The organism is uncultured Halopseudomonas sp. (assembly GCF_963977355.1).
Classification (GTDB): Bacteria; Pseudomonadota; Gammaproteobacteria; order Pseudomonadales; family Pseudomonadaceae; genus Halopseudomonas.
Window position 1 is genome coordinate 1 of sequence record NZ_CAXBOV010000024.1, and the last position, 18,406, is coordinate 18,406.

Below are 18,406 nucleotides of genomic sequence, written 5' to 3' on the forward strand. Positions count from 1 at the left end.
CCGCAGACCTCCTGCATGCCATGCAGGCGCTCTCCCAGCTGAGCTATAGCCCCGTCTCTAGGACGGGGCGCATATTATGATTCGAGCCCCGGCCTGTCAACAGAATTTTACGCAAAACAGATACTTAAAGCTCGGAGCAGGCACCTTTAGCCTAGAGCCCCGCCAGCATCTTTTCCCACGCCTTGGCTTCCTTCTTGGACGTGCCACCCAGAAGCTCCAGGGCCTGACGCAGACGAAAACGTGTGAGATCCGGACCCAGGTGAGCCATTGCATCCAGAACCGACACTGAAGCAGCCTGTCCTGTGATGGCCGGGAACAGCAATGGCATCAGATCACGCAGCTTGAGTTGCAACAGCTCGGCAATCTGCTGAATGCTTGCGGTGATGTTTTCCTTGTCCCACTGGCGCGTGGCTTCCAGCTTCCAAAGCAAAAGCTGCAAAGCCTGTCGTACTTCATCGGCGGATAGCTTCTTGTGCTCAAACAGCACGGGATCGGGACTGACCTTTCCAGCCATGAAAAAGCCGGCCAGCGGTACCAGATCGCTGAAGGTCTCAACCCGACTTTGCACCAGCGGAATCATCGGCTTGAGATACTCAGGATTCAGTGCCCAGGTCTGCACTGCCTCGGCAAAAGCCTCAACTGATAGTTCACGTATCCACTGGCCATTGAGCCACGCAAGCTTTTCCACGTCGAAAATCGGCCCACCTAGGGACACTCGCTGAATATCAAAATGCGCGACCATCTCATCCAGGGAGAACTTCTCGCTCTCATCCGGCATCGACCAGCCCATACGGCCAAGATAGTTGAGCAGTGCCTGGGGCAAATAGCCCATCCGCTCATAGAAAGTGATACTGGTTGGGTTTTTGCGCTTGGACAACTTGCTCTTGTCCGGATTACGCAGCAGAGGCATGTGACACAACTGGGGCATATCCCAATCGAAATATTGATATAGCAACATGTGCTTGGGTGCCGAATTGATCCACTCTTCGCCACGCAGCACATGGGTGATACCCATAAGATGATCGTCGACCACGTTCGCCAGGTGATACGTAGGTAGGCCATCGGCCTTCATCAATACCTGCATGTCGACCTGTTCCCAGGGAATCTCGACCTCACCGCGCAACATATCCTGCACGGTGCAGATACCCGTATCCGGAACCTTCATGCGCACCACATGGGGCTCGCCGCTGGCCACACGCTCGTTCACTTCGGCCTCGGGAAGGTGCAGACAGTGGCCGTCGTAACCGGGCGTCTGCTTGTTGGCCGTCTGCTCGGCACGCAGGGCATCCAGGCGCTCACTGCTGCAGAAACAGCGGAACGCATGCCCTGCACTGATCAACTTCTCGCTATGCTCCACGTAGATGGCACTGCGCTCGCTCTGACGATACGGGCCATGCGGTCCACCGACGTCCGGACCCTCGTCCCATTCGAGCCCCAACCAACGTAAAGAATCAAGAATCTGCTGCTCCGATTCGGCGCTGGAGCGAACCTGATCCGTGTCCTCGATGCGCAAAATGAATTGGCCACCGTGCTGGCGTGCGAAGCACTGGTTGAACAGGGCTATGTAGGCAGTACCCACATGGGGATCACCGGTGGGGGAAGGCGCAATACGGGTACGGACAGTCATGAATTCTCTCGTAATATTGATTCGCGGGCGGCTCTATCGTCAGGGCCAGGCTGACCAGAATCAGGGTTGCAAGTCAGCCTGCTCGGCTGCGGATAATATCAGCGGCTCGGCCCCTGCCTCTACTTCCTGGCTAAGGTATTTCTCCAGACTGTCGATCATGAAGTCGATGAAAGCCTTGACCTTCATGGCCTGAAAGCGGCGCGACGGATAGAGGGCGTACAACTCGGTTGATGGTAAAACCACGTGTTCAAGTACGCGGCATAGCTGACCCTGCTCAACATAGGGCTCAGCGATGAAAGCGGGTACGTTGATGATACCCGCGCCGGCAATCGCCACTTCCCGGGCGAAGGTAATGTTATTCGCGGTCAGTACCGGCGTTATCTGAACACTCACATGGGGCTCGTTGAAATGCCATTTGCGTCCGCCATCCATCAAAGTGTTGATGCAGCGATGTTGAGAAAGTTCTTCAGGTCGCTTGGGCATCCCGTACTGGGCAATGTAATCGGGGCTGGCAAACAGCTGGCGAGGACTGGTCATCATCGGCCGGGCGACCAGACTCGAGTCCTGCAGCCGTCCGCGGTGGATCACCACGTCGATACCTTCCTCGACCGGGTCTATGGTGCGGGTAGTCAGCTCGACTTCCACCTGAATCGCAGGGTAGCAACGCATGAACTCACCCACCACGCGGCCCAGAAACAGTTGCCCGAACTCGATGGGCGAACTGACCCTCAACAGACCCGTCGGCTCGCTCTGCAGTTGCATGATCGCCTGTTCCGCCTCAGCGAACTCCTGCATGATCTGCCGGCAACGCTCGTAATAAGCCTGACCTACTTCGGTCAAGCGCAACTTGCGAGTAGTTCTATTGAGCAACCTTACACCCAGGCGCTCCTCTAGCTGGGCGATGCGACGGCTGACCGTCGACTTCTGCATATTCAGAGTCAACGCGGCGCTAGTGAAGCTATGGCATTCCACTACGCGAGTAAAAATAAGTGCGTCATCCAATCCCATCTTCAACTGTTCCTGTAGTGCAACAAAGTGTCCAGATTCTACCCCCTCTCTAGCCAGGTGCAACAGTGCTAGAGTGCAGGCCAAGAATAAAAATGAGGGAAAACCATGTCAGCCCGAGTGCGCACGCGTCTGTTGCTCTTCTTTCTAGTAGCGGGCCTTATTGGTGGCGCCTTCTTCGCTAACTGGTGGTTTGTCGGGCGGCATTACCAGAGTACCGACAATGCCTATATTCATGCCGAAATCGCCCGTGTCAGTAGCCAGTTGGATGCCCAGGTAACCGAAGTACTGGTTGGCGATAACCAACTGGTTGAAGCCGGTGAACTGCTGGTGCGGCTAGACCCGCGGGATTTCGAGATCGCGCTTGCCCATGCGCGAGCCAATCTCGCCACCCGTCAGGCAGAGCAGCGCGAAGCCCAGTCTAGACTGGCGCAGCAGGACAGCCTGATCGCCTCGGCACAGGCCGATATAGAAGCGCGCCAGGCAGAGCAGAAACGCATACAGCTGGATATCGACCGTATCACTCCCCTGCGCCAATCGGGCTTTGCTTCAGAAGAACAGCTGAGCAACTTCAGGGCACAACGCGATGTAGCCAGGGCACAGGTCCGCAGAGCGATCGCTGATGCGCAGACCCAGACCCTGACCAAGGACAGTCTTAACGCGGATATTGCCCGCCTGGACGCCATGGTGGCGGCCGCCGAAGCGGATATCGGTGGTGCAGAACTGGATCTGCAGCGCACCGAAATCCGTGCACCCATCGCAGGGCGCGTCGGCCAGCGTAGTGTGCGTGTGGGCCTCAATGCCCAGCGGGGCGCCCATCTACTTGCTCTGGTGCCACAACAGGCGTTATGGGTTCAGGCCAACTTCAAGGAAACCCAGATCGAAGGCATACGCGCCGGCCAGGAAGCCATACTGACATTCGATGCCTTTCCCGGCCAGGAAGTCCCCGGCCAGATAGACAGCCTGTTCCCGGCAACCGGCGCCCAGTTCAGTCTGTTGCCACCCGATAACGCCACCGGCAATTTCACCAAAGTAGTGCAGCGTATTCCGGTCAAGATTCTGATCGACGATGCGCACCCGCTCAGTGCCTATCTGCGACCTGGCATGTCCGCCGAGGTGAAGGTGTCACTGCGTGACTGAAGTCGCCACAGAGCGCGCTATACCACCACCCGGACGACGAGACTGGATCGCCATTCTCAGCGCTATTCTGGGCGCTTTCATGGCGATTCTGGACATCCAGATCATCAATTCCTCCCTGCGCGACATTCAGGGCGCCTTGTCGGCCACCATCGAGGAAGGATCATGGATCTCCACCTCCTATCTGGTGGCGGAAATCATCATCATTCCGCTGGCCGCCTGGCTGACCATGGTGATGTCCGCGCGGCGCTTTGCAGTGGTCATCTCTTCCTGCTTCGTCCTTGCATCCCTGCTGTGCTCACTGGCTTGGAGCCTGGAGAGCATGGTGGTGTTCCGGGTTCTGCAGGGCCTGGCTGGTGGCGCACTGATTCCCTTTGCATTCATGCTGGTTCTGACCAAATTGCCACCGCCCGACCGTCCCAAGGGCATGGCCATGTTCGCCGTTACTGCAACCTTCGCCCCTTCGATCGGACCCACGATTGGCGGCTGGCTGACCCAGAATTACGGCTGGGAATACATTTTCTATATCAATATTGTGCCTGGCCTGGTGATGATTGCAGGACTGCTTTACGGGCTGGAGAAGTCCGCCCCGCGCTGGGAGCTTCTCAAGCAAGGCGACTACCTGGGCATTCTGACTATGGCCCTGGGTCTGGGCTGCCTGCAGGTGTTTCTCGAGGAAGGTCATCGTAAGGACTGGCTCGAATCGAACCTGATGCTAACGTTGGCAATCATCGCCTTCATGAGCCTGGTCACCTTCGTGATTCTGCAGCTCTCGCGACCCAATCCGCTGATCAACCTGCGCCTATTCAAGGACCGTAACTTCCTGTTTGGCAGTCTCGCCAATATCGGCCTTGGGGTGGGTCTCTATGGCACGGTGTTCGTGTTACCCGTGTATCTGGCCCAGATCCAGGATTACAACGCACTGCAGATAGGTCAGGTCCTGATGTGGATGGGACTCCCGCAGCTGCTGATTATCCCGCTGGTGCCTATTCTGATGAAGCATGTCGACGCGCGCCTGATCTGCGCAACGGGCTTTTCTCTATTTGCCTTCGCCAGTTTTTTCAGTGGCTCTCTGAGTCTGGATTTTGCTGGTGAACAATTCATCGGCATCCAGATTTTCCGCGCTATCGGCCAACCCATGGTATTGGTGCCGATGTCCATTCTGGCTACGGCCATGATCCCTCCGTCCCAGGCTGGCTCAGCTTCCAGTCTGTACAACATTCTGCGAAACTTGGGTGGAGCCATAGGCATTGCGGCACTGGCGACCATTCTCGACAGCCGCGCCAAGTACTATTTCGACTTCCTGCGTGAGTCGATCGTGCCCGGCAATCCTGCTGTGCAGGAGCGACTGGATCTGCTGACCAACCAGTTGGGCGACCCGCAGGCAGCCTTTATGGTCCTCAACAATCAGGTGCATCAACAGGCGCAGATCATGGCCTATAACGATGCATTTCACCTGATCGGTATCATGCTGGCCTGTTCCATGGTCTTTGTGCTGATGGTGCGTCCCATACCCCAGGCCCCACAGAATCCCGACTGAGTATTGTAATTTTTTTTGATCGCCCTATGGCATTACCCCTATACAGGCGCTAGCATCTGACAACAGATGTAAAAAATATGCTACATAGCCTCGCAAAAAGGGTATTCCATGGCTCAGACGAACCATACCTCCTCGTATTACGCCGCTTCCGCCAATCCGACGCCGGAACGCCCACCCCTGCAGGGCAGCCACGAAACCGATGTCTGCATTATCGGAGCGGGATACACCGGCGTGTCGACGGCCCTTTTCCTGCTCGAGCACGGCTTCAAGGTGACCATACTGGAGGCAGCCCGTGTCGGTTTTGGAGCCTCCGGTCGCAATGGCGGCCAGATCGTCAACAGCTATAGCCGCGACATTGACGTCATCGAGCGCAGCGTCGGAGCCCAACAGGCCAGGCTACTGGGCGACATGGCCTTTGAAGGGGCCCGCATCATTCGTGAGCGGGTAGCCCGATACAATATTCAGTGCGACCTGAAAGATGGCGGCGTGTTCGCTGCCGTTACTGCAAAACAGATGCAGCACCTGGAAGCCCAGAAGGCTCTCTGGGAACGCTACGGTCATACGCAGCTGGAGATGATGGATACCCAGCGCATACGCGAGGTGGTCGATACTGAGGCCTATGTGGGCGGCATGCTCGACATGAGCGGCGGCCATATCCATCCGCTGAACCTGGTTCTCGGTGAAGCCGCGGCCGTCGAGTCACTTGGGGGTGTCATCCATGAGCAGTCCCAGGTAATCCGCGTCGACAAGGGCGCCAGAACCGTGGTGCATACAGAACAGGGACAGGTGACCGCCGACTTTGTGGTTGTCGCCGGCAATGCCTATCTAGGTGGACTGATTCCGCAACTGGAAGCCAAGTCCATGCCCTGCGGCACCCAGGTGATTACAACCGAGCCGCTTGGTGACGCCTTGGCTCAATCGCTGCTTCCCCAGGACTACTGCGTGGAAGACTGCAACTATCTGCTCGACTACTACCGGCTCTCCGCCGACAAGCGATTGATCTTCGGCGGCGGCGTCGTATACGGCGCGCGTGACCCAGCCAATGTAGAGGCCCTGGTGCGGCCGAACATGCTCAAAACCTTCCCGCAGCTCAAGGACGTCAAGATCGACTATGCCTGGACCGGCAATTTTCTGCTGACGCTCTCACGGCTGCCGCAGGTAGGGCGTCTGGATAACAACATCTACTACTCACAGGGCTGTAGCGGGCACGGCGTTACCTACACCCACCTTGCGGGCAAGATCCTGGCCGAGGCCATCCACGGTCAGTCTGAGCGTTTTGATGCCTTTGCCACCCTGCCCCACTACCCTTTCCCGGGTGGCAGACTGTTTCGTGTGCCCTTTACCGCGATGGGAGCCTTGTACTACAAGATGCGCGACCGGATGGGCTGGTAAGCGCAACAAGGCTAGGCAGCCACTGTCAGACAGGAACTCCATCACATTTCGCAGCCCACACGGGAACTTCAATCGAGTTGAGGGATCAATTCCACGTTGGCTGCTCAGATTAAAGAGTATGCTTCAATCGAGGACCGGCATTCGGTCCTTTCGGGCAACCGTTTCGCGCAAGCTAAAACGCAAGTCCAATGATAATAACGAGGATCAAGCTATGACTTTTACCGCATCTACCAGACGTTTCCTCTCGATCATGCTGACTGCATTGTTCCTGCTCACCACCGTGACCAGCGTGCACGCCAAGGGCTCCATGATTGGTACCCACGATGTCATCAATCAAGAGCAGGCAAGCGTTGACCGTGAAGCGCTCAAGGGCATGTTGTCCGATGAAGCCGTGCAGGAAAAAATCGCTTCCATGGGTGTTTCCCCCGAGCAGGTAGAGCAGCGCATTAACAGCCTCACCGCTGATGAACTGGCCTATTTCAACGCCCAGCTCGACGAAGGTCCAGCCGGCGCCGGCGGTGGTATCCTCGGCATAATCGTTCTATTCCTGGTTATCTTTATCATTACCGACATGCTGTGCGCTACTAACGTGTACAAGTTCGTCAACTGCATCAATCGCTGATCCAGTGTCCCGCTTCAGGCACTTGATCGTACTGCTCGGGCTGACAGCATTGCTGTCAGCCTGCGCAGGGCGACCCATTACCATACCCCCACCCGAAGCCTTCGCTGACGTCGCCGCGACACGCCAACTACAGCAAGTACCCTTTTATTCCCAGGATGCCTATCAGTGCGGTCCTGCGGCGCTCGCCATGGTGCTCAACCATCGCGGCAAACAGGCAACACCCGAAGCACTCAAGGACAGGGTTTACATACCCGAGCGCAAAGGCACCCTACAGGTCGAACTGGTTGCAGCCGCTCGCGAGCGCGACCTGCTGGTCTACCCCCTGGCCGGTAAACTTGAAGATCTGATAACCGAAATAGATGCGGGCAACCCGGTACTGGTCATGCAGAATCTGGCCTTTGACTGGCTGCCCCAATGGCACTACGCAGTAGTAATAGGCTACGACCTCAACAAGCGTGAAATGATCGTGCATAGCGGGCTCAACGAAGCGCAGCGTGAACCCTTCAAGGTATTCATGCGAACCTGGCAAAGAGCCGACCGCTGGGCGCTTGTGATGATGCCGCCAGGCCAGCTACCCGCGACCGCAGAACCCCTGCACTATCTGCTCGCTGCCAGCGACCTGGAACAAACCGGCAGGCTCGACAGCGCCGCCACGGCCTACCAGACCGCAATGCAGCGCTGGCCCGATCAAGCGACCGCACGTTTCGGTCTCGGCAACGTAGCCTGGGCCCAGGGTCGCAAGCAGGAAGCCGTTGAACATTTTCGTGTGCTGGTCACTGACTTTCCGGAGCTCGAGGCTGGCTGGAACAACCTCGCTTTCACTCTGGAAGCCACCGGTTGTGAAGCGGCGGCAGAGGCAGTCAGGGCCTGTTCCACCTCCGCCAGCAACGACGAATCAGAATCACCCACCTCAGCAAACGGCCAATGTCTTATACCCGCTTGTAATTGAATGGCAGGCTGCAAAAATGGCGCAAATAGATGCAGCCTTACCAATCTGCCAGTTACCCTCCTAATATAAGAAAGACCGTTTAAAATAAATTCAAGCAAACTCCTTTCATATCAATAAAGCTCGATATTTTTGGGCATTAAGTATTGACTCTAAACGTATCCGTCAAGGACGCTATTCGAGAAATGCGGATTGCTTCTCATATACAGCTCGACCTGCCAGCATAAATTGCCATTTTTTTGAGCTTCTTAATAAAGAAATAATATCAATACATATCAATGACTTATAAAAATTAAACATAACTCTTCTGAAGCACGAAAACCCTTCATCCCAATCATCGTACAAAAAAGCCAATTTTATGGCGCTGTTTTTTGTGCGTCATATTATTTGTCAATAAAGCAAAATAGTTCACACTTTATCGCCTTGCTACCCCTCTTTTGCAAGACTAGGATACACCCCGTTCAACACTCTCATGCGCAACTTATTGCACAGGGAAAGTGCGCAGAAAGTTGCGCAATACAGAATTGTACGGCAACTTTCTGCTCACTTTAATAGCCATTAAAATTTCTTAAAAACAGGTTATTTCTACCCGATACTCAGCCAAGGATTCGTGCTGTCAGGTAGAACGAAGAGTCAAGGAACGACGATCTCAGCATGCTGGCGAACCGATACATCGATCTGGCCAAGACGCCTATCACCACCACGGAATTCTGTGGCGAGGACGTGCGCTATTCCGCCGAGTTTGAAGTGCTCGAACTTGAACTTGCCAAAGCCGATTCCCTGCATGAAGCAGCAGGTCCCGACTGGGCCCTGATACGCGAGGGCAGCGAGAACCTGCTCAAACAGCATTCCAAGGATCTACGCGCCGCAGTATGGCTAACCTGGAGCCTGTTCCAGAGTGATTCTTACGGCGGACTACAAGCAGGGGTAAGCGCCCTGTTATACCTCTGCAAGCATCACTGGCAAACGCTCCATCCGCGCAAGCCTCGTACCCGTTTGGCAGCATTTGGATGGTTGATGCCACGGCTGGAACGAGCCGTAGAAAACAGCGCGGATACTCAGGAAAACATAGAACCTGCAACGATCAGCGCCTTTGCCAGCCAACTGAGAGAACTCAACCAGTGCCTCTTGGCACATATGGCATCCGAGGCACCTGATCTGTTGCCCCTATGCCGCCGGCTTGACGAACTCGCAACTCGGGATGCGAAGCCCAAACCCGCTTCAGCCCCAAACGCACAGAAAACTACTACTGCCACTGTAACGCCGATTCACACGCAGGCCAGTAACGTAAATATCTCACCAATAGACGTCAGCAATACCCGGGAAGCCAACAAGGTGCTGCGCACACTGCAGAACCAGGCTCGGCCCCTGTGCGACTGGTGGCTCAGCCAGTCCGCTACCGACCCACGCGCTATTCGCCTATCCCGAACCCTGCTCTGGTTACAAATTGACGCTCTACCCGAACACGACTTGCATCAGCAGACGCCATTACGCGGACTTCCATCCGATCGACTCGCCGCCTATGCCGAGCGGCTCGGCCAGAGCCTGAACCATGGGCAGCGCAGCGAATTACTGCGCGAACTGGAAACAAGCGTGGGCAAATCCCCCTTCTGGCTGGACGGCCAGCGCCTGGTATGGGAGTGCCTGGAAGCACTGGGCGCAAAAAGCGCGCAGCGCGAACTGGAAGCGCAGGTCAGCTCTCTTCTGTTACGACTGCCTGGCCTTGAGCAACTGCGCTTCCACGATGGATCCCCCTTTGCCGACGACCGAACGCAAGCCTGGCTGGCCGCGTCGAGCTCGACTATGGCTGACAGCCCCAGCAGTTCCGCGACTAGCGCTCCAGGGAATCAACAGGCTCCCTGGGAAGAAGCACTGAACCTCGCTTGCGACCTTATGCGCAAAGAGAACCTCAAAGCGGCAGTAGCTCTGCTCAAACAAGGCATGCAGACCGCCAGCAATGAGCGTGAACGCTTCCAATGGCAATTTTCTCAAGCTCGGTTATGTCACATCGGCAAGCATTTCGAACTGGCTGCGTATCAACTTGAGGCGCTGCATCAGAATTTGCACGACGCCCGACTGGACCGCTGGGAACCAGAGCTGGCTGTCAGCATTCTGCAACTGCTAGCCGACAGCTATCAACGACTGCCACGTACACAGGCCGCAACCGAGCGTCGGCAGGACATTTACCAGCGGCTTTGCCGCCTCGATCTCGAAGCAGCACTCGACCAGACCCACGGGTCTTAAACCTCAATGGAGAACACCATGGCCAAAGAAGGCTCAGTAGCCCCCAAGGAACGTGTAAACGTCACTTTCACCCCAACCCACGGGGGATCCCAGGAAGAGGTCGAGTTGCCACTGAAACTCATGGTTCTTGGTGACTTCACCCAACGTCCTGACGACCGCACTATTGAACAGCGCAAGCCTATCGCTATCGACAAAGGCAGTTTTGATGACGTTTTGGCCAAGCAGGAGCTGAGTCTCGGCTTCACCGTTCCCAGTCGGCTACAGGACGACACCAACAACGATGCGTCACTGAGCGTCGACCTGAAAATCAATTCCATGAAGGACTTCAGCCCCACCAGTCTGGTGGAACAGGTACCGGAGCTGCAGAAACTGATGGAGCTGCGCGACGCCCTCGTGGCGCTCAAGGGCCCACTTGGAAACGCTCCTGCCTTTCGCAAGGCAATCGAAAGCGTCCTCAGTGATGACGCTTCCCGCGACCTGGTTCTGGCTGAGCTGGACCTGACCGCCCAGCCCACGACTGACAACTGATCTTTCCGACAAGGACGTTCAAATGAATACTCAAGCAGCAGCTGAAGCCAGCCATCAAGCCGAAGACACCAGCATCCTCGACCGTATCATCGCGGAAACCCGCCTGACGCCCGATGATGAAGCTTATGGAATTGCCAGGCGCGGGGTTTCAGCATTTATTGCTGAACTACTCAAGCCGCAAAATGAGAAGGAGCCGGTCAAAAAGGCGATGGTTGACCGGATGATTGCCGAGATCGACGCCAAGCTCAGCAAGCAAATGGACGAAATTTTGCACCAACCGGAGTTCCAGGCCCTGGAATCAGCTTGGCGAGGTCTGCAAATACTGGTTGATCGCACCGATTTTCGCGAAAACATCAAACTCGAAATGATCAACGCTTCCAAACAGGATTTGCTTGAGGATTTCGAGGACAGCCCGGAAGTCGTTCAGTCGGGCCTGTACAAGCATGTCTACACTGCCGAATATGGCCAGTTCGGTGGTCAGCCGGTCGGCGCGCTGATTGCCAATTACTTTTTCGACCCCTCCTCCCAGGACATGAAAACCCTGCAACATGTGGCGAGCGTAGCAAGCATGTCCCACGCTCCGTTCATAGCAGCTGCCGGCCCCAAATTCTTCGGATTGGAAAGCTTCACCGGCCTGCCCGACATCAAGGATCTGAAGGATCACTTTGAAGGACCGCAATTTGCCAAATGGCAGGGCTTTCGTGAGCGCGAAGATGCCCGCTATGTGGGCCTGACTCTACCGCGTTTCCTCCTGCGTAACCCTTACGATCCCGAAGACAATCCAGTACGCAGCTTTGTCTACAAGGAAAACGTCGCCGGCAGCCATGAGCATTATCTGTGGGGCAACACCGCGTTCACCTTTGCGACGCGTTTGACCGATAGCTTCGCTCGCTTCCGATGGTGCCCAAACATCATTGGACCGCAAAGCGGCGGCGCGGTGGACGATCTGCCCCTGCACCATTTCGAGAGCATGGGCGAAATCGAAACCAAGATTCCAACCGAAGTGCTGGTCTCCGACCGCCGCGAGTACGAGCTGGCCGAGGAAGGCTTTATCGCGCTGACTATGCGCAAGGGCAGTGACAACGCCGCATTCTTCTCTGCCAACAGTACCCAGAAGGCCAAGTTTTTCGGAAACAGTGAAGAGGGCAAGGCAGCAGAACTGAATTTCCGCTTGGGGACACAGCTCCCCTACATGTTCATCGTCAACCGCCTGGCCCATTACCTTAAGGTGCTGCAGCGCGAGCAGATCGGCTCATGGAAGGAACGCACCGATCTGGAGCTGGAACTGAACAAGTGGATACGCCAGTACGTGGCTGACCAGGACAACCCCAACCCAGAGGTTCGTGGGCGCCGTCCACTGCGGGCAGCGCAGGTCAACGTTACCGACATTGAGGGCCAGCCGGGCATGTATAGAGTCAACCTCAGCGTGCGCCCACACTTCAAGTACATGGGGGCGGATTTCACCCTGTCGCTGGTCGGCAAGATGGAAAAGGAATAACCCATGAGCTACGGCAGCCTTTTCGAGCGCCTGGCCGGCGACACCACCCGGCGTAACGGTTGGAGCCATGACCAGGCTGTTGTGGCCTCGATCGCAGCGCACCTGGCCAAGATGCTGAGCACACGTGCGGGCAGTGTCCAGGCTCTACCGGACTATGGTCTACCCGACCTGAATGATATGCGTCTGTCACTGCACGATTCGCAGCAGCAGGCGCGTATCGCGATCGAAAATTTTATCGATCGATACGAACCCAGAATGAGCCAGGTACGGGTAGTCGCGCTACCCCGTGAACACGACCCGCTAAACCTATCATTTGCGCTTGAGGGTGTGGTCGACATGAACGGCCAGCGACACGCCGTCAGCTTCATCGCGCGGCTTAGCGGTAGTGGTCAAGTACAGGTTCGCTAGACGTTCTGGCGGGCTGACCAGACACCACCAGAAAACACATATATCAGATCGCCGTATCAAGGCGACACGCATTCGTGCACAGGGAAGAGCTGTAGATGTCCTTCAATCATTACTACCAGAGCGAACTTTCAGCGCTGCGTCAAATGGGCAAACGCTTTGCCGAACGCAGCCCCGCACTGGCCCCGTTTCTCGGACAAAGCGGTCGTGATCCAGACGTTGAACGGCTGCTGGAAGGCTTTGCGTTTCTTACCGGGCGATTGCGGCAGAAGCTCGATGATGAGTTACCTGAACTCACTCACTCGCTGATGTATCTGCTGTGGCCTAACTACATGCGGCCATTACCCGCATTCAGCATTCTGCAATTCGAATCATTGGACAATGCCGGTGCGGCTGTCGTCGTGCCGCGAGGCACACCGGTTGAGTCACGGCCGGTGAAGGGTGTGGCCTGTCGCTTCAGGACCACATCGAACATTGAGCTAACCGCGCTGAACATCCGTCAGGTTGACTATTCGGTCAAGGGCCACGGCGCGATGCTCAGTGTACAAGTGGGCATCAATGGCGGCGCACGTCTGGCTGACATCAAACTCGAACGACTACGTCTACACCTTGCGGGGGAGCGTTACATCAGTCAGGCACTGTACCTGAGCATGATGCGCCACCTGGAAGACATCCAGATAGTGCTGCTCGATACCCAGGGCAAACCACTCAAAGATAGTTTCGGTAAGGACGTCACGCCCCTGAAGATAAGCCCAGACCAGCTGCAACCAACCGGTTTTGCCGAAGATGAAGCGCTGGTCCCCTACCCGGTCAACACTTTCCGCGGATACCGCTATCTGCAGGAATACTTCGCCTTTCAAGAGAAATTCCTGTTTGTCGATCTACATGGCCTCAGCGTATTGCACGGACTGCAGGAGGACCTGCTCAAACGGGCTGCAGGCTTCGAGCTTCGCTTCGACCTGCGTCAGACCAGTGCTCAGCGCATTCGCCCCAATGTTGACAACATCCGTCTGCACTGCACGCCGATCGTCAACCTGTTCTCCCATGATGCCACACCGATCCGGCTGGACGGCAGGCAGGACAAATACATGCTGCGTCCGGCCGAATACGACACCGCCCAGTGCGGAGTATTCTCCGTAGACCGGGTCACCGGCTGGAAACCAGGCGGCATGGGTTATGAGGAATACGTGCCCTTCGAATCCTTTGAGCACGACGCCAGCTTCGACTTTCCCGAGGCTCGTCCCTACTACAGCCTGCGCCAGACCCCTTCGCTGATGAACGACGGCGTGGATACCTACCTGAGCTTCGGGCAGCGCAGCCTGGAAATTCACGAAACCCTGTCGGTAGAACTGACTTGTACGAATCAGAATCTGCCTCTGGAACTTGCCCTGGGCGACATTTGCCGCGCCAGCGAAGGGACGCCCGAATTCCTGCGCTTTCGCAACATCAGTGCGGTCACCCCCAACTACGCGCCGCCCCTGCACCATGATTTTCTCTGGAAGTTGATCAGCAACATGTCGCTCAACTACCTGTCTCTGGCCAATGTCGAGGCTCTCAAGGTCATCCTCGAAACCTACGACCTGCCCAGGCACTACGACCAGCACGCCGCGAAGGTCAGCCGCCGTCTGCTCAATGGACTCAAGGCGATCCAGCACAATCCGGTGGACCGGCTCTATCGCGGACTGCCGGTTCGCGGCGTGCGAACCGAGCTAAGTATGGACAGCGATGGCTATCTGGGCGAAGGCGATCTGTTTCTGTTCGCCTCAATACTCAATGAATTCTTCTCCCTCTACGCCAGCCTCAATTCCTATCACGAACTGGAAGTCAAAAGTACCAACGGAGAGCTTTACCAATGGACACCACGCATGGGGCAAAAGCCCCTGCTCTAAACGAGCTGAGCCGCGGCATTCGCGAGTACAGCCTGTTTCAGGGTGTGCTGCTGGTGCTCGACTGCTTGCGCAAGGAGCATCCGGATCTCGATGACATCCGTCTGTATCAGATGATCGAATTCCAGGCCAACCCGAGCATGGGTTTCCCCGGTAGCGATATCGAGCGGGTGGAGTATTTTCGCGAGAACGGCAAGCTACGTGCGCGGCTACGGGTCAATCTGATCAGCCTCTTTGGCGCTGGCTCGCCTTTGCCAGCGTTCTATGGCGAACAAGCCCTGGGAGATACTGCCGAGGGCAACCCCACCCGGGACTTTCTCGACCTCTTCAATGATCGGTTGCAGCGCCTCCTGCTGCCCATCTGGCAGAAATATCGCTACTACTCGCGCTTTGCCGGTGGCGCACGTGACCCCTTTTCATCACAGCTGTTTTCCCTGATCGGCCTGGGTGACGACGCTATCCGGGACGAGCACGAGCTGAACTGGAAACGGCTACTTCCCTATTTGGGTCTGCTCAGTCTGCGTGTGCAGTCGGCAGCCCTGATTGAGTCGGTACTGCGTTATTACTTCGTCCATGCCTCAATGCACATCGAACAGTGCGTTGAGCGTCAGGTGACCATCCATGAGGATCAGCGCAACCGGCTCGGGCTGGCCAACAGCGCCCTGGGCGAGAGCCTGGTGCTGGGCCATGAAGTACGCGACCGCAGCGGCAAATTTCGCGTACACATCCAACAATTGAGCTGGGAGCGTTTTCACGAATTTTTACCCTCAGGCACCGGCTACGGATCACTGTGCGCCCTGATACGTTTCGCCCTGCGCGACCCACTGGACTACGACATTCGTTTGCAGTTGCGTTCGGACGCCATTCGAGAGCCCCGGCTGGATGCCGCGACACCCTGTCTGCTCGGCTGGACCAGCTGGCTCGGCTGCGGTAATGCCGACGCTGCGGTCACCCTGAGCAGCCAACCCCATCAAGGATCGATAACCCCATGATCAACATTGATCTGCAACAACTGGTGCAGGCACTTGACCCGGCCACCCGTCAGGACCTGGAAACCGCGGCCCAGCGCTGCGTCACTCGCAGCGGCACTCAGGTACTTGTAGAAGATTTGATGCTTTGCCTGCTAGAGCGTACAGACAGTCTGCTCAATCGGGCCCTGTCTGATGCCGAGTTGGAACCCGGCGATCTAGCCGAAGCCTTGCAGCCACTCCAGGAAGACAGCGCCTCACGCAATCCGGCTTTTTCACTGGAGCTAGTGCAATGGTTGCAGAACGCGCTACTGGTAGCCAATCTCGAGCTCGGACGGACACATGTCGATCAAGCGGCCCTAATCCTTGCCCTGCTGCGTGATCCCTCCCGTTACGCCGGCAGCCATCTTTATCCCTTTCTAACGGCGCTTAACGCCGAGCGGCTCCTGGGCTTTGCCCGAGATACCAGGGCGCAGACTCAGAGTGCGCAATCACCTGCAGGTCCCGCCTCGGCGCTCGAAAGCTTTACCCACAACCTGACCCAACGGGCAAGAGAGGGAAAGCTGGATCCGGTCCTGTGCCGTGATGTGGCTATCCGCCAGATGGTTGATATTCTCGCACGCCGGCGCAAGAACAACCCGATCGTGGTAGGCGAAGCCGGGGTCGGCAAGACCGCGATCGTCGAAGGTCTGGCGCTGCGTATCGTCGCTGGCCAGGTACCGCAAACACTACAGGGCGTGGAGTTGCGCTGCCTGGATTTGGGCCTGCTGCAAGCCGGGGCCAGCATAAAGGGCGAATTTGAAAAGCGCCTGCAAGGGGTGATCAACGAAGTCAAAGCCTCGGTCACACCAATCATTCTGTTCATCGACGAAGCTCACACCTTGATCGGTGCTGGAGGCCAGGCAGGCGGCGGCGACGCGGCAAATCTGCTCAAGCCCGCCTTGGCACGCGGTGAACTCCGCACGATCGCCGCTACCACCTGGAGCGAATTCAAGCGCTACTTCGAGAAAGATCCGGCCCTGGCCCGACGCTTTCAGCCCGTGCAATTGCAAGAGCCCACCGTGGACGAGGCCGTGACCATCCTGCGTGGCCTGACCTGTGGGTATGAAAAAAGCCATGGTGTCTACGTGCGCGACGATGCGGTTGTCGCCGCGGCCGAGCTATCGGCCCGTTACATCACCGGACGCCAGCTCCCCGACAAGGCAGTGGATGTGCTGGATACCGCATGCGCGCGGGTAAGAATAAGCCTTGCCGCCGCACCGGAAAAACTGGACACGCTGCGCAATCAGATCGCCGAGCAAGAACGCCAGCAGCAGGCACTATTGCGGGACTACCAATCGGGCCTGGCTGTCGAGACAGCAATGCTAGATGAACTGGAGACCATGCTGGTTCAGGCGCGCGCCGAAGAACAGGGATTACAGGATCGCTGGGATTTGCAACGCCGACTAGCCGAGAAACTGCTGGAGATACGAGGCCTGTGTGCAGAAGCTCGGCTCGATGGGACGAAAGCCAAAGCTACCCTGGAAGAGTTGCAAGGTCAGCTCAAGGCCACACAACGCGAACTACATCAGGCCCAAGCTGAAGAGAGACTGGTCAGCCACGAGGTATGTCCGCGGCTAATCGCCGAGGTCATCAGCCACTGGACAGGCATCCCTTTGAGCCAACTGGCCCGCGAGCACAACGCTAGCGTCGCCCGGTTCGCTGAGAACCTGGGAGCCAGGCTGCTTGGTCAGGACCAGGCTATCGAGGCCCTGGACCGTGCCATGCGTGCCACTGCGGCAGGCCTTAACCGCAGGGATGCGCCAGTGGGTGTATTTCTGCTGGTCGGCCCCAGCGGGGTAGGCAAGACCGAAACAGCCCTCGCCCTGGCTGACCTGCTGTATGGCGGCGAGCGCTTCCTCACTACCATCAATATGTCCGAGTTCCAGGAAAAACATAGTGTTTCGCGTCTGATCGGCGCGCCACCGGGCTACGTCGGCTTTGGTGAAGGCGGTATGTTGACCGAGGCAGTGCGCCAGAAGCCCTACTCAGTGGTACTCCTGGACGAGGTGGAAAAATCCGACCCCGACGTAATGAATGTGTTTTATCAGATCTTCGATAAGGGGATCGCTAATGACGGAGAGGGTCGGGAAATCAATTTCCGTAACACGCTTATCCTGATGACTTCCAACCTGGCCAGCGAGCAAATCTTGAGCCTGTGCCATAACGGTCAGCGCCCCCCGGCAGAACAGCTCGAGCAGGCGATCCAGCCGACGCTTAGTCGACATTTCAAGCCAGCTCTGCTCGCACGCATGCACGTAGTGCCCTATTACCCTGTCGCCATTGGCGTAATGCGCGAGTTGATAACTCTGAAACTCGCACGCTTCGCTCAGCGCCTGCACGATCGGGATGTGGAATTCACCCACTGCACTGCACTGGTCGAGCATTTCGCGGATCGCTGTATCCAAGGCGAAACCGGTGCACGCCTGATTGATCGGCTGATTGACCAACAGTTGCAACCTTTGGCGGTAGATAGACTGCTATCCGCGATCGCGAGTGGAGAACGACTGGAGCGCGCCCATGCCACGCTCAATGGCGAAGGAGTCGTGACCTGTGAATTTGCCTGATA

The 18,406-nt window shown here is 56.8% G+C and carries 14 protein-coding genes; 12 read left to right on the plus strand and 2 right to left on the minus strand.

Annotated features, from left to right (window positions below):
• Positions 1-151: 151 nt before the first annotated feature.
• Together gltX and AAC076_RS13250 are read right to left on the minus strand one after the other, a co-directional pair.
• Positions 152-1,627, minus strand: coding sequence for a glutamate--tRNA ligase (gene gltX, locus AAC076_RS13245; protein ID WP_339846441.1), 1,476 nt, complete (start codon positions 1,625-1,627; stop codon positions 152-154).
• A 60-nt stretch (positions 1,628-1,687) separates the two neighbouring features.
• The gene (locus AAC076_RS13250) at positions 1,688-2,635 is read right to left on the minus strand and encodes a LysR family transcriptional regulator (RefSeq protein WP_339846444.1); all 948 of its coding nucleotides are present in this window, start codon (positions 2,633-2,635) and stop codon (positions 1,688-1,690) included.
• Positions 2,636-2,740: 105 nt separating this feature from the next.
• On the opposite strand from AAC076_RS13250, the gene AAC076_RS13255 reads away from it, so the two are divergent.
• The 12 genes from AAC076_RS13255 (at position 2,741) to tssH (ending at position 18,404) form a co-directional block, all read left to right on the plus strand.
• A complete protein-coding gene (locus AAC076_RS13255; protein ID WP_339846447.1) occupies positions 2,741-3,772 on the plus strand; it encodes an HlyD family secretion protein in 1,032 nt (343 codons plus the stop codon).
• Positions 3,765-5,309 carry a DHA2 family efflux MFS transporter permease subunit gene (locus AAC076_RS13260; RefSeq protein ID WP_339846449.1) on the plus strand — a complete coding sequence of 515 codons (1,545 nt, stop codon included), beginning with the start codon at positions 3,765-3,767 and terminating at the stop codon, positions 5,307-5,309. The genes AAC076_RS13255 and AAC076_RS13260 overlap by 8 nt, the downstream gene beginning before the upstream one ends.
• A 108-nt stretch (positions 5,310-5,417) precedes the next feature.
• On the plus strand, positions 5,418-6,701 hold the full coding sequence (locus AAC076_RS13265; RefSeq protein ID WP_339846452.1) for an FAD-binding oxidoreductase: 1,284 nt from the start codon (positions 5,418-5,420) through the stop codon (positions 6,699-6,701).
• Positions 6,702-6,912: 211 nt separating this feature from the next.
• A complete protein-coding gene (locus AAC076_RS13270) occupies positions 6,913-7,323 on the plus strand; it encodes a PA2779 family protein (protein WP_339846454.1) in 411 nt (136 codons plus the stop codon).
• Positions 7,324-7,327: 4 nt separating this feature from the next.
• Complete coding sequence (locus AAC076_RS13275) at positions 7,328-8,272, plus strand: PA2778 family cysteine peptidase (protein WP_339846456.1); 945 nt, start codon at positions 7,328-7,330, stop codon at positions 8,270-8,272.
• 651 nt (positions 8,273-8,923) lie between these two features.
• Positions 8,924-10,513: a type VI secretion system protein TssA gene (tssA, locus tag AAC076_RS13280; protein WP_339846459.1), complete on the plus strand. Its 1,590-nt coding sequence runs from the start codon at positions 8,924-8,926 to the stop codon at positions 10,511-10,513.
• Positions 10,514-10,531: 18 nt separating this feature from the next.
• Positions 10,532-11,041 carry a type VI secretion system contractile sheath small subunit gene (gene tssB / locus AAC076_RS13285; protein ID WP_339846461.1) on the plus strand — a complete coding sequence of 170 codons (510 nt, stop codon included), beginning with the start codon at positions 10,532-10,534 and terminating at the stop codon, positions 11,039-11,041.
• Positions 11,042-11,063: 22 nt separating this feature from the next.
• On the plus strand, positions 11,064-12,539 hold the full coding sequence (tssC, locus tag AAC076_RS13290) for a type VI secretion system contractile sheath large subunit (protein ID WP_339846464.1): 1,476 nt from the start codon (positions 11,064-11,066) through the stop codon (positions 12,537-12,539).
• A gap of 3 nt (positions 12,540-12,542) precedes the next feature.
• Complete coding sequence (tssE, locus tag AAC076_RS13295) at positions 12,543-12,947, plus strand: type VI secretion system baseplate subunit TssE (protein WP_339846467.1); 405 nt, start codon at positions 12,543-12,545, stop codon at positions 12,945-12,947.
• A gap of 95 nt (positions 12,948-13,042) precedes the next feature.
• A complete protein-coding gene (tssF, locus tag AAC076_RS13300) occupies positions 13,043-14,833 on the plus strand; it encodes a type VI secretion system baseplate subunit TssF (RefSeq protein WP_339846469.1) in 1,791 nt (596 codons plus the stop codon).
• On the plus strand, positions 14,797-15,822 hold the full coding sequence (tssG, locus tag AAC076_RS13305) for a type VI secretion system baseplate subunit TssG (protein ID WP_339846472.1): 1,026 nt from the start codon (positions 14,797-14,799) through the stop codon (positions 15,820-15,822). The genes tssF and tssG overlap by 37 nt, the downstream gene beginning before the upstream one ends.
• Positions 15,819-18,404, plus strand: coding sequence for a type VI secretion system ATPase TssH (gene tssH, locus AAC076_RS13310; RefSeq protein ID WP_339846474.1), 2,586 nt, complete (start codon positions 15,819-15,821; stop codon positions 18,402-18,404). Before tssG ends, tssH begins: the two co-directional genes overlap by 4 nt.
• Positions 18,405-18,406: the final 2 nt, after the last annotated feature.

Bases quoted from the DNA above. Each gene is read 5' to 3' on its own strand.
- AAC076_RS13250 (WP_339846444.1), bottom strand. From the start codon at position 2,635: ATGGGATTGGATGACGCACTTATTTTTACTCGCGTAGTGGAATGCCAT.
- AAC076_RS13265 (WP_339846452.1), top strand. From the start codon at position 5,418: ATGGCTCAGACGAACCATACCTCCTCGTATTACGCCGCTTCCGCCAAT.
- AAC076_RS13270 (WP_339846454.1), top strand. From the start codon at position 6,913: ATGACTTTTACCGCATCTACCAGACGTTTCCTCTCGATCATGCTGACT.
- tssG (WP_339846472.1), top strand. From the start codon at position 14,797: ATGGACACCACGCATGGGGCAAAAGCCCCTGCTCTAAACGAGCTGAGC.
- tssH (WP_339846474.1), top strand. From the start codon at position 15,819: ATGATCAACATTGATCTGCAACAACTGGTGCAGGCACTTGACCCGGCC.
- tssA (WP_339846459.1), top strand. From the start codon at position 8,924: ATGCTGGCGAACCGATACATCGATCTGGCCAAGACGCCTATCACCACC.
- tssB (WP_339846461.1), top strand. From the start codon at position 10,532: ATGGCCAAAGAAGGCTCAGTAGCCCCCAAGGAACGTGTAAACGTCACT.
- tssF (WP_339846469.1), top strand. From the start codon at position 13,043: ATGTCCTTCAATCATTACTACCAGAGCGAACTTTCAGCGCTGCGTCAA.
- tssC (WP_339846464.1), top strand. From the start codon at position 11,064: ATGAATACTCAAGCAGCAGCTGAAGCCAGCCATCAAGCCGAAGACACC.
- AAC076_RS13255 (WP_339846447.1), top strand. From the start codon at position 2,741: ATGTCAGCCCGAGTGCGCACGCGTCTGTTGCTCTTCTTTCTAGTAGCG.
- gltX (WP_339846441.1), bottom strand. From the start codon at position 1,627: ATGACTGTCCGTACCCGTATTGCGCCTTCCCCCACCGGTGATCCCCAT.
- tssE (WP_339846467.1), top strand. From the start codon at position 12,543: ATGAGCTACGGCAGCCTTTTCGAGCGCCTGGCCGGCGACACCACCCGG.